Below are 11,900 nucleotides of genomic sequence, written 5' to 3' on the forward strand. Positions count from 1 at the left end.
AAATCTTCCCCGGCAAAACGACCATGCTACATCTCACTTTGAGGCAATTAAAGGTTTTTGAGTCCGTTGCCAGCTACCTGAGTTTTTCGCGCGCGGCTGAAAGCCTCTTCCTGACCCAACCCGCGGTTTCGATGCAGATCAAGCAGTTGGAGCAAAGTATCGGTCTGCCGCTGTTCGAACAGATGGGTAAGAAAATCTATCTGACGGATGCGGGGCGCGAACTTTATCATTACAGCCGCGCAATCTCCCAGCAACTGGCCGATATGGAGCTGGCGCTCGATGAATTGAAGGGTCTGGAGCGAGGCAAATTGAATATCGCGGTGGTAAGCACCGCCAATTATTTCGCCCCGCACCTGCTCGCCAGGTTTTGCCAGCGCTATAGCGGCGTTACCGTCAGCCTGAATGTCGCCAACCGGGAAACGGTTTTGAAGCAATTATCCGACAACCTGGTCGATATGGCCATCATGGGGCAGCCACCGGATGATCTGGATATCGTCACCGAATCTTTTATGGAAAATCCATTGGTGGTCATTGCTCCCCCGAATCACCCCTTATGCAAGATGCGCCGTATTCCCGTAAAACGGCTGGAGCGGGAAACTTTCCTCGTGCGTGAGCCCGGTTCGGGCACGCGCGGTGCGATGGAACGTTTTTTTGCGGCGCACCATATTGCCATTAACCGGGGGATGGAAACGGATACCAGCGAGGCGATCAAGCAGGCAGTACAAGCGGGGATGGGGCTGGGCATCATGTCGTTGCATACGGCCGAGCTGGAATTGGAGACAAAGCGTCTCTCGATTCTGGATGTGCAGGATTTTCCAATCATTCGCCATTGGCATGTGGTACACCGAAAAAACAAACGGCTTTCAAGCGTAGCGCAAGCATTCAGGGAATTTTTGTTGAAGGAGGCACCGGCGCTGATGCCGGGAATAACAGGAGCAAAGAATTAAAGAAGCTTCCTGTTATTCACCTTGTTACGACCGAGACGGCTGATTCCGGCAGCCAACATTTGTGCTGTTCACATAGCCGCTATGGTTTTTCTTCAGAAGACAAATCACCAGCCGGAATTTGCTGAGGCTCGGCTGTTAGTCGCTTGCTTCGCCGAGCGATCTTGCCGATCATGACAAAAAAGAGCGGTACAAAGAAAATGGCCAGGAATGTGGCAGCCAGCATACCGCCGAACACGCCCGTCCCGATGGAATTCCGGCTCGCCGCTCCTGCCCCGGACGCAACCACAAGGGGAAACACACCCAGGATGAAGGCCATGGAGGTCATGATGATAGGCCGAAAACGAAGCCGTGCCGCTTCGAGCGCGGCATCGACCAATGGCACGCCCTCGGTGTAGCGTTGGTTTGCAAATTCAACAATCAGGATTGCATTTTTTGCAGTTAGACCGATCAACGTTATCAACCCGATTTGAAAATAGATGTCATTCGTTAACCCACGAGTCCATATAGCCAGCAGTGCGCCCAAAACCCCGAAAGGTATCGCAAGAATGACTGCGAAGGGAACAGACCAGCTTTCGTACAAGGCAGCCAGTACCAGAAAGACCATGAGCAGAGCGAAGGCAAACACCATGATGGACTGTCCTCCAGCCTTCTGCTCCTGAAAAGATATCCCGCTCCAGTCGATTGTATAGCCGCGAGGTATCAGAATTTCATTTGCTGCTTGCTCCAGCGCTTCCAGCGCCTGCCCCGAGCTGTATCCCGGTGCGGCGCCGCCCAGCACGAGTGCGGTATTGAATCCGTTGAAATGTGTAACCGGATCCGGGCCGCTGCTGAATTCGGTGGACACGACCGAGTCCAGCGGGATCATGGTATGTTCCGTCCCATTCTTGGCGCGCACATATACCTTGCTGATATCGTCCGGGCGGGAACGATACTCCGGTAGCGCCTCTGTTTGCACCCGGTAGACGCGACCGAATTTCACAAAATCGTTTACATACAGATTTCCAAAATAAGCCTGCATGGTATCGAAGACCTCAGAAATGGGCACGCCCAGTGCTTTAGCCCGCTCGCGGTCTACCTGGGCATACAACCGCGGGGTACTCACGCGAAAATTCGTATTGGCAGCCGCGATCGCCGGATTTTCCACCGCCTTGGTTACAAACTCCTGAGCGACAGCGGCGAACTCCGTAAAATCGCCACCGCTGGGGTCTTGCAATTGAAGCGAAAAACCTCCCGTGGAACCAAGACCCGGAATAGAGGGCGCATTAAATGCAAGAATCAAGGCTTCGGGAATTTTGGCAAATTCCCCGAAAGCCGCCGCAATAAGACCCGGGACCTGATCGCTGGGATTGGTGCGTGTATCCCAATGTTGCAGCGGAACGAACATCGTTGCTTGATTCGTGCCCCGCGTGCCGAACACAAAATTCTGGCCCGCCAGGACATCCGTTGAATGGACCGCCGGATTCGCCATGAAATAGCGTTCTATCTTTTTCAAGACTTCGATTGTTCGTGTCTTGGAGGCACCCTCCGGCAGTTGGACGATGGTAATAAAATAGCCTTGATCTTCTTCCGGAAGGAAACTGCCCGGAATGGTTTTGAACAGCCCGAGGATGACGATTACCAGCGTTGCGAAGATGGCCAGGGCAATCAAGGATCGCTTCAGAATCATCCCCACGGTTCCAACATAGCGACTCTGGAGCCAGTCAAACGACCGGTTGAAAATATTCCAGAACTTATTGGCCGAGTCATGGCCCGGCTTGAGAACCAGCGCGCAGAGCGCGGGGCTGAGCGTTAGCGCCACGAACCCGGAAATCGCCACAGACAGGGCAATGGTGATGGCAAACTGTTTATACAGCTCGCCAGTGATACCGCCTAAAAAAGCGACCGGAACAAAGACGGCAGCCAGCACAAGGACAATTGCAACCACTGGCCCCGTTACCTCATCCATGGCTTTTTTGGCTGCGTCCCTGGGTGACAGGCCTCCCTTGGTCATATGTCGCTCTACATTCTCCACGACGACGATCGCATCATCCACGACGATACCGATTGCCAGAACCATGCCGAAGAGAGTCAGCGTGTTGATCGAGAATCCCAGCGCTTCCATCCCGGCCAGCGTTCCGATGAGTGATATTGGGACGGCGACGGCCGGGATGAGCGTCGCACGCCAGCTCTGAAGAAAAAGAAAGACGACCAGGATGACCAGCAGCGTGGCTTCAATAAGGGTTTTCACCACTTCCTTGATGGAGACATCAATGAATGTGGTCGTGTCATATGGAATGTCGTAGGACACGCCTGCCGGGAAACTTCTCGACAGCTTTTCCACTTCCTGGCGAACGTGTTTGACGGTCTCGAGCGCATTGGCGCCCGGGGAAAGAAAGGTCAGCAGGAACGCATTGGGCTGTCCGTTCCATCGCCCTTCGAGGTCATACGATTGAGCACCGAGTTCCACCCGCGCGATATCCCTCATCCGGACCATGGAACCGTCCGGATACGCTCGAACGATCATATCTTCGAATTCCTTGACCTCGCTCATTCGGCCACGTGTAATGACGGGAATGGTGAGTTCGGTGCCTTTGGGCGTGGGTTCGCGGCCTATCCTCCCGGCTGGGAAATCCCGATTCTGCTCGCGAACCACGGCCGCAACTTCGGTCGGCGTGATATCGAGTTGAGCCATGCGGACAGGATTGAGGATCAACCGCATCGAATAATTTTGCGCACCGAAGATGATGGCGTCGCCGACACCCGGGATTCGTTTGACGTTGTCGAGAACGCGAAGCAGGGCATAGTTCGAGAGAAAAACAGTCTCATGCCTGGGATCGGTCGAGGTCAGCATGATGACCGCCAGCAAATCCGGCGACGTCTTTTTTACGGTTACACCCTGGCGGATGACTTCATCGGGCAACTGGGGTTCGGCAAGGCGTTGCCTGTTCTGGGTCTGGACCTGCGCGATATCCACGTCAGTGCCAATCTCGAACGTGAGCCTCATCGTCATGTGCCCATCATTCGTACTGGTGGAGTCGTAGTAGAGGAGATTGTCGATACCGGGAAGCTGTACCTCGATCGGCCGCGCCACGGCTTCTGCGACAACTTCCGCGCTTGCGCCGGGATAATCCGCATCGATCTGCACCATAGGTGGCGTGATTTGCGGAAATTGCGCTATCGGCAGCTTTTGCAAAGACACCAGGCCCAGCACCACAATAATGATGGACAGGACCGAGGCAAAAATTGGACGATCAATAAAAAAATGGGAGCTCATGGTGCGTTCTGCGTGGGTTTTTCCTCCGGAAGACTATTGTGAGTCTTTCCACTCTGGAACGGGACAGCGGTCACCTGAGCCCCTGGCCGAACCCGATGAAAACCCTCCACCACCACCCGTTCCCCTGGCTGAAGGCCATCGTCGATCAACCACTCGTTTTCATACCACAAGCTCGCTTGCACCGGACGAAGCTCCGCCTTGCCGCCCTCGCCGATCACGTAGACAAACGATCCGGTAGGCATTTGTTGAACGGCTCGTTGCGGGATGAGGATCGCATCGGGCCGGATATACCCCTTGAGGCGAATCTTCACGAACTGCCCCGGATAAAAGTAGGATTGCCCTGGCGCGAAGCCCCCTTCGGGATTAGGAAATGTGAACCGCGTCTGTAGCATCCCTGTCTCGGACCGCAGGTTGACATCGGCGAAATCAAGCAGGCCCTCTCCTGGATATACGCTCCCGTCCGAAAAGGTCATCACACCCCGCAGTTGAAAAATGTCCGGTCTCTCGATCCTGCGCTCGGCAAGATCGCGACGCCGCCGCAGGAGATAGCTTTCCGGGACGCTTACGTTGACGTACATGGGGTCCAACTGATCGATAGTCGTAAGAAGGGTTGTCTGCGCGGAGACCAGCCTCCCTTCGTAGAACTGGCTACGGCCGACTCGGCCGCTTACCGGCGCCGTGATCAGGGTATTATCCATATCGAATTTCGCCTTCACCAGGTCGCTTCGCGCGGCTTCCAGCGCGGCTTTGGCCGCCAGCGTCTCGGCCACGGCATCGTCGACATTTTTTCTGCTGACAGCCTGTTCCTCAAGAAGGGGCCTCACACGGACCAGATCCTGCTCCGCCTGGACAAGTCGCGCCTGAGCCTGGGCCACGCGAGCGTTGGCACTGAGATAAACAGCTTTAAAGGGAACAGGGTCAATGAGATATAACTGTTCACCTTTGCGAATATTCCGGCCTTCGGTAAAAAATATTTTTTGAATGATACCGGTAACCTGTGGCCGAATTTCCACGGGGCGGAAGGCCTCTGTTCGTCCGATAAACTCCGGCTCGTCCGGAATCGTTTGTGTGGTTACGGTAATGACTTCCACTTCAGGGGCAGGCTGGGCTGAGGGTGGCGCTGATTTCTCAGAGCACGCGGCGAGGAGGATCAGGAGTAATCCCACGCTCATGCGAATAACGAGGGTTCCATCCCGGATGACTAATTCTATTAACCGCTGAGTTAGCAGATTCATATGCCCCGGCTCTCGGGTTGCCCCGGATAAAAGACAGGTTCCCCAGGGATCGTATTACCGGCGATTGGGTTTTGCCGGAAATTCAGCTCTGGGTAGTCGATAATCGATATTCGTATTGCGGTTTCGGTTGAGACCACGACTGACACATAGCGGGAGGCCATGGGCTATGAATGTCGTATTGTTTCCGCCTGCTGCTCTTGATTCCCGCCGCGCCTCAGCCGCAATTCGCTATGAAGTACGAACTGCCAGCAAATTAAAAAACTAAGCGCTTCCTTGCTTCTTCCATTATGAGTGATCCGCAGCAGGCCAGTGAAGCAATATAAAAACGTAGCGAAGCTTGCGAAGGGTACTGGTACATGAGGATACGTCTGGCCGGTGCTTAAACGTCAAACCTTGCAAGTCTTGCAAAAAGACCGGGTACAAAGAAAATACGTCAAGAACTGAAGGACAGGTAACATTGCTGGCCGGGGCTAAATGGTATCGTGATGCTCGTTTACGATGGCAACCATCCTCCGCCCAAGGCCTTATATAGCTGAATGACAGACACCAGATGCATCCGGCGTGTTGCCGAGAGCCCAAACTCGGCATCGAACAGATTGCGCTTGGCAAGAAGCACGTCCACATAGCTGGTAATGCCTCCCTTATAGCGAAGGTCAGCCACACGCAAAGCCGAGCGCAATGCCTCGACCTGTTCCTGCTGCGCCGTACGTTGATCATTGAACGTACGAACAGCCACTAGGGCATCTTCAACCTCCTTGAAGGCCACAAGAATGGTCTGCTCGTATTTGGCCAACACCTGCCTTGCCTGAGCCTCAGTTGCCCGCTGTTCGAACCCCAGGCTTTGCGGATTCAGCAATGGGCCTGCCAAGCCGACGCCCGCCGCTCCAAATTCGCTTCCCGTAACAAGCAGCTTGGACAATGCCGGACTTGCCACGCCCAGAAAACCGGTGATCGAAATTCTGGGAAACCGCGCCGCTTTGGCCATTCCAATTCTGGCGGTTGCTGCTGCCAGCGTCTGTTCTGCTTGCAGGATATCGGGGCGCCGCTGCAAAAGCTCCGAGGGAAGGCCGGCCGGCACCACGGGCGGCAACAGTTGCTCTGTCAATGCAATCCCCCGACCGATCGGTACCGGATTCTTGCCCAGCAATACGCTCAGCTCATTCTCTTTTTGAACCATTTGACGCTCGATCTCCGCCACGCGCGTTGCCGCGTTGGCCCGTTCTGCCTCGAACTGATCCAGATCAAGTCTCGAGATGACGCCGCCGCGTAGTTGTGCCCGGGAGAGGGCGACCGATTCTTCCCAAGACCGCAGTGCGTTTTGCGCAATACCCAACTGCATGTCGAATTGCAAAAGATCGAAATAGGATTGTGCTACCGAGCTCACCAGTGTGAGGACAACGGCCCGGCGATTTTCTTCGCGCGACATCAAGTCGGCACGAGTGGCTTCGTTGGCGCGGCGGAGCCTGCCCCAGACATCTATTTCCCAAGCCACGTTATTTTGTGCGAAGTAGCTGTACGGTGTGGGAAATCCGGGGAAAAGGAATCCACCGAGAGTGCCGAATGCAGGCGCGTTGATGTTGTATTCGAGCTTCGGGAGCAGGTCAAAACGGCTGATTGCGCTGCGGGCCTCGAGTTCCTCAACGCTTGCCACGGCCTGCTTGAGATCTTTATTTTCCGCTAAAGCCTGCCGGATAAGCTGTTGAAGTACATCATCGTGAAGCAACTCCCACCATGGCAGATTGGCAATGGAGTGCCCTTCATTTTCAGCCATGCGAAACCTGTCAGCGGTGTCGATATGGGGACGGACATAGTCGGGCCCCATGGCGCAAGAGGTCACGACCAGGATCGGGAGTAAGAACAGTATTCTGACCCATGCATTATAGTGGCGCATTTGCCCTTTCCTCTTGTACATGTTGTACATCTTCAGCCGACTTTCCCGGGTTTTTGCGAGTAAGCCATGTGAAGAATAACGGAATGAATATGGTTGCGACAAAAGTCGCAAGCAGCATGCCGCCAAAGACGCCGGTTCCCATTGAGCGGCGTGCGGCGGCCCCGGCCCCGGTCGCGATTACCAGCGGTACGATCCCCAGCACAAAAGCCATGGAAGTCATGACAATAGGGCGAAAACGCAACCGTGCAGCTTCAACCGCGGCTTCTGCAACCGGCATTCCTTCTTTCATTTTCTGGCTGGCGAATTCCACGATCAGGATTGCATTTTTTGCCGCCAGCCCTATAAGTGTAATCAAGCCAACCTGAAAGTAAATATCATTCGGCATCCCGCGTACCAGCACCGCCAGAAGCGCACCTGTCAGCGCAAAGGGCACGGCCATGATAACGGCCAGAGGCAATCCCCAGGTTTCGAATTGCGCAGCCAGAATCAGAAATACCATAATAATGGCAAAACTGAAAGCGAGAGTTGCTGCGGAACCCGTGCGTTTCTCCTGGAAGGCCTGTGCCGTCCAGCTAATCTGATAATTATCCGGCAGGTTTTTTGCCGCGATCTCTTCCACGAGTTTAATGGCGTCACCTGAGCTTACGCCGGGTGCGCCACTTCCCATGATTTTAGCGGCAAGAAGACCATTATAGCGCTCCAGTTGTTCCGCACCGACGATGCTTTTTATCGTGCTCAGCGCCGACATGGGCACCATCGCACCGGATTCGGAACGCACGTACACTCTGCCGAGATCTTCCGGCTTCATACGGTATTGGGGTTCTGCCTGCAGTTGTACGCGATAGGTGCGACCGGACTTGTTAAAATCGTTGATATAGAGCGAACCCATAGTACTCTGCAAGGTGGCATACAGGTCAGCAATTGATACTCCCTGCGAAATCGCCTTGGCCTCATCCACTTCGATAAAAAATTGCGGTACTGTGGGACGGAAGAAAGTATTGATGCCAGCGAGGCGCGGTTCCTGGTTCAATGCGTCGATGAGATTGCTCACGACCCCCGACAATCGCAAGGGGTCCGATCCGCCGCGGGCCTGCACATAAACTTCAAACCCCCCTGCGGTACCCAACCCCCGGATGGCAGGGGGATTAAATGCTATCGCGATGCCGTCAGGCTGCTGCATGCCGATACCGAACAGCTTGTTGACGATATCCTCGGCAGTGGCAATTCTTTCGGACCAATCTTTGAATGTCACGAACATGGTTGCCGAGCTTGTCTTGTTTCCGCCGCCGATAAGATCGTAACCGTTGACCACAAACTGGTGGGAAACTGCCGGGTCTTCCGCAATGGCAGCGCGCACGGCTTCAGCCGTCCGGGTTGTTCGAGACAGCGTTGCGCCGTCAGGCAGAATCGTCGCGGCCACCACATAGCCTTGGTCTTCAGGCGGCACGAAACTCTCGGGAACCGTTTTGCCCAGGTAAATTGCCACGCCGACGATTCCTGCGAATACGAGCGCGCCAATAATGGGGTGATGTAATGTCAGGCTGACCGTGTGAGTGTAGAAATTGGTCAAGTGCCTGAATCCACTGTTAAATTTTCTGAAGAATGCAGATTCTCCATGAGTGGTTTTCAGGATAATGGCACACAACGCCGGTGTGAGCGTCAACGCTACTATGCCGGAAATTACCACTGCCACCGCAACCGTCACGGCAAACTGGCGATATAGCTCACCGGCAATGCCGCCCATGAAGGCTACAGGCACAAACACTGCACACAGCACTAATACAATGGCTACAACGGCCCGTGAAACCTGCTCCATGGATTTGATGGCAGCTTTCATCGGTGATAATTGTTCCTCGTCCATCAAGCGCTCGATATTTTCCAGCACCACTATCGCATCGTCCACCACAATGCCGATAGACAGCACCATCGCAAACAGCGTAAGCGTGTTGATGGAGAAGCCGAACAACCATAGTCCCGCAAACGAGCCAATGAGAGAGATCGGCACCGCGACAAGGGGAATGAGCGTGGCGCGCCAGCTTTGCAGGAAAAGGTACACAACCAGTATCACCAGTATCATCGCTTCGCCCAGCGTTTTAATGACCTCCCAGATCGAGGCTGTAACGAACAGGCTGGTATCGTAAGGCACTACATAATCCATTCCTTCAGGGAAATGAGTCTTCAATTCCTCCATTTTGGCGACAAGGGCTTCTTTCGTCTCCAGCGCATTTGCACCGGGCTGAAGGAAGATGGGAATGCCCGCGCCCGGTTCGCCATTGAGTGCAGTGCGCACATCGTAACTTTGCGCACCCAGTTCGATGCGGGCTACATCCTTGAGATAAAGTGCGCCGCGCGGCCCATCGGCCCGCAGGATAATATTGCCGAATTGTTCAGGTTCCAGCAGCCGGCCTTTGGCGTTAACGGTATAAATCAGCTGCTGATCCGCAGGTGCAGGTTCCTGTCCTATCTTGCCCGCAGCATATTGAGCGTTTTGAGATCGAATAGCTGCGGCAATATCCGTGGTAGTAACGCCTAATTGAGCCATGCGGTCAGGGCGCAGCCAGATACGCATGGAATAATCCTGTCCCCCGAAAACTATCGCGTCACCCACTCCTTTGGTGCGTTTTAGCTCATCCAGCACGTTAAGCGTCGCATAATTGCTCAGATACAGGGGGTCGTACTTGCCCTTCTCCTTGGAGACGAGCATAAAAACCAGAAGAATGTCGTTGGAACGCTTTTGTATTATCAGGCCGGTGCGGCGGACTTCCTCCGGTAAGCGCGGCAGAGCAATATTTACCTGGTTGCTTACGTTGAAAGTTGCCTGATCGACATCCGTGCCGACTTCGAAGGTCACGGTTATTGTCAGCGTACCGCTCGAATCGGCGCTGGAGCTGAAATACAATAGATCTTCGACACCGCTTAACTGCTCCTCAATCGGTGCAGCGACCGTTTTAGCCAAGGTATCGGCGCTGGCGCCTGGAAAGGTCGCGGTGATCAGCACGGTCGGCGGCGCAATTTGCGGATACTGTGCGATGGGCAATTGCATCGCGGCTGCCAACCCCGCAAGTACGATGATAATGGATACTACGGACGCAAAAATAGGTCGCGTGATGAAGAATCTTGTCATGATGATTTCCGCCTAAGTCTGTTTCTCTGGGTCGGGCCGAGCAGAAGTCTCAGCAGGCGGTGATCCCGGAGCATGGGTCGCCACGGGTGTCTCTGGACGAAGCAGGTTAGGCGCCACAGCGGCTCCGGGGCGAAGCTTGATTATATTGTCGACTATGACTTTATCACCCGCTTTGAGACCGCTCAGGATGACCCACTCCTTGCCCAGCCAATGGCCGGTTACAACCGGTTGCATGGTGGCTTCATTTTTTTCATTGACGATATACACGATATTTCCCAGATCGGACGTCTGCACTGCAACCTGGGGTACGAGAAAAACGCCATCACGTTCGCCGGTGGTTACGCGCGCACGCACAAACTGCCCTGGCAAAAGCCGCTGATCCACGTTTTCGAAAGTTGCGCGCAATTGCTGCGTACCCAGCATTGGATCGATTTCGCTGGCTGCAAAATTCAACTTGCCTTTTTTGGGGTATTCCGAGCCATCCGGCAGTATCAAGGTTACCTGCTGCACGTTTTGTTCATGTAGCGGACCACCGATCTGCGCCAGTTCGTTATCCGATAAACTGAAGCGTACCCAGATCGGCGATAACTGGACAATCGTCGTCAGAAGACTGGTGTTGGCTTCAACCAGCGTTCCCTCGGAAAATTGGAAGCGGCCGGATACTCCGGTCACCGGAGCCGGCACGGAGGTATAAGAGAGATTTAGCTCGGCATCGCGCACGCGAACTTCCGCCTGCTCCAGGGAGGCGTTTGCGATTGCGTTATCGGAGACTGCATTATCGTACTCGCGCTGGCTGACGGCCTGCGTTTCAAGTAGATCGCGCAAGCGCTTTTCTTCGCGCTCCGTCTGTGCAATGCGGGCTTTCTGTTCTGCGAGTTGCGCTTTTGCTTGGGCCAAGGCATTTCTATAGGGTACAGGATCAATCAGGAACATGGGTTGGCCCAGCTTTACCGCCGCCCCCTCTTCATAGAGGCGTTTGAGCAAAATACCGCCGACGCGAGGACGTATCTCGACTTCCTTGGCGCCTTCGGTTTGTGCGACCGCCTCGGCACTGATCGGCACACTAGTGGGTTGTACTTCGATCACGCTTACCGGGAGCGCCATTCCAGCAGGCGGTTGATTGGAGGCCTGATCACTCTTGCCACAAGCGGCCAATGCAATGTTCATGGCAATGCCAATAATAAACGCGATGGTCGCTTTCGAATGCGAAGTCGCCATCAGATTGCCAAGTCTGTTTTTATCATTTTTATAATATTTGGCAGCTGACATCTTTAACCCCACGCAGTAAACGGAAACAGTCAAAAAGAAACATCTTGCATACATTCGTGTATGTATGTAAATTATATACATAAGAACGAATTGCGCCGAATTAAATGTAACCGAAAGGTATTCTGAGAAATAACGTTGCGCCATATTGAAGGTTACCGAAAAGGAGACCTTGATATGGTAA

The 11,900-nt window shown here is 54.2% G+C and carries 6 protein-coding genes; 1 reads left to right on the forward strand and 5 read right to left on the reverse strand.

What is annotated here, in order from left to right:
* Positions 1–23 precede the first annotated feature (23 nt).
* A complete protein-coding gene (locus tag BLS94_RS03205; RefSeq protein ID WP_090957732.1) occupies positions 24–947 on the forward strand; it encodes a LysR family transcriptional regulator in 924 nt (307 codons plus the stop codon).
* Between the two features lie 79 nt (positions 948–1,026).
* On the opposite strand, the gene BLS94_RS03210 is transcribed toward BLS94_RS03205, so the two are convergent.
* From BLS94_RS03210 to BLS94_RS03230, 5 genes are all read right to left on the reverse strand, one after another.
* Positions 1,027–4,200 carry a multidrug efflux RND transporter permease subunit gene (locus tag BLS94_RS03210; RefSeq protein ID WP_090957733.1) on the reverse strand — a complete coding sequence of 1,058 codons (3,174 nt, stop codon included), beginning with the start codon at positions 4,198–4,200 and terminating at the stop codon, positions 1,027–1,029.
* On the reverse strand, positions 4,197–5,435 hold the full coding sequence (locus BLS94_RS03215) for an efflux RND transporter periplasmic adaptor subunit (protein ID WP_090957734.1): 1,239 nt from the start codon (positions 5,433–5,435) through the stop codon (positions 4,197–4,199). Before BLS94_RS03215 ends, BLS94_RS03210 begins: the two co-directional genes overlap by 4 nt.
* Before the next feature lie 493 nt (positions 5,436–5,928).
* The gene (locus tag BLS94_RS03220) at positions 5,929–7,326 is read right to left on the reverse strand and encodes an efflux transporter outer membrane subunit (protein WP_090957735.1); all 1,398 of its coding nucleotides are present in this window, start codon (positions 7,324–7,326) and stop codon (positions 5,929–5,931) included.
* Complete coding sequence (locus tag BLS94_RS03225) at positions 7,313–10,450, reverse strand: efflux RND transporter permease subunit (RefSeq protein ID WP_090957736.1); 3,138 nt, start codon at positions 10,448–10,450, stop codon at positions 7,313–7,315. Before BLS94_RS03225 ends, BLS94_RS03220 begins: the two co-directional genes overlap by 14 nt.
* 12 nt (positions 10,451–10,462) lie before the next feature.
* Positions 10,463–11,668: an efflux RND transporter periplasmic adaptor subunit gene (locus BLS94_RS03230; RefSeq protein WP_256325266.1), complete on the reverse strand. Its 1,206-nt coding sequence runs from the start codon at positions 11,666–11,668 to the stop codon at positions 10,463–10,465.
* Positions 11,669–11,900 lie beyond the last annotated feature (232 nt).

It is taken from the genome of Nitrosospira sp. Nsp18 (assembly GCF_900103145.1).
GTDB lineage: Bacteria > Pseudomonadota > Gammaproteobacteria > Burkholderiales > Nitrosomonadaceae > Nitrosospira.

Bases quoted from the DNA above. Each gene is read 5' to 3' on its own strand.
- BLS94_RS03205 (WP_090957732.1), top strand. From the start codon at position 24: ATGCTACATCTCACTTTGAGGCAATTAAAGGTTTTTGAGTCCGTTGCC.
- BLS94_RS03210 (WP_090957733.1), bottom strand. From the start codon at position 4,200: ATGAGCTCCCATTTTTTTATTGATCGTCCAATTTTTGCCTCGGTCCTG.
- BLS94_RS03215 (WP_090957734.1), bottom strand. From the start codon at position 5,435: ATGAATCTGCTAACTCAGCGGTTAATAGAATTAGTCATCCGGGATGGA.
- BLS94_RS03220 (WP_090957735.1), bottom strand. From the start codon at position 7,326: ATGCGCCACTATAATGCATGGGTCAGAATACTGTTCTTACTCCCGATC.
- BLS94_RS03225 (WP_090957736.1), bottom strand. From the start codon at position 10,450: ATGACAAGATTCTTCATCACGCGACCTATTTTTGCGTCCGTAGTATCC.
- BLS94_RS03230 (WP_256325266.1), bottom strand. From the start codon at position 11,668: ATGGCGACTTCGCATTCGAAAGCGACCATCGCGTTTATTATTGGCATT.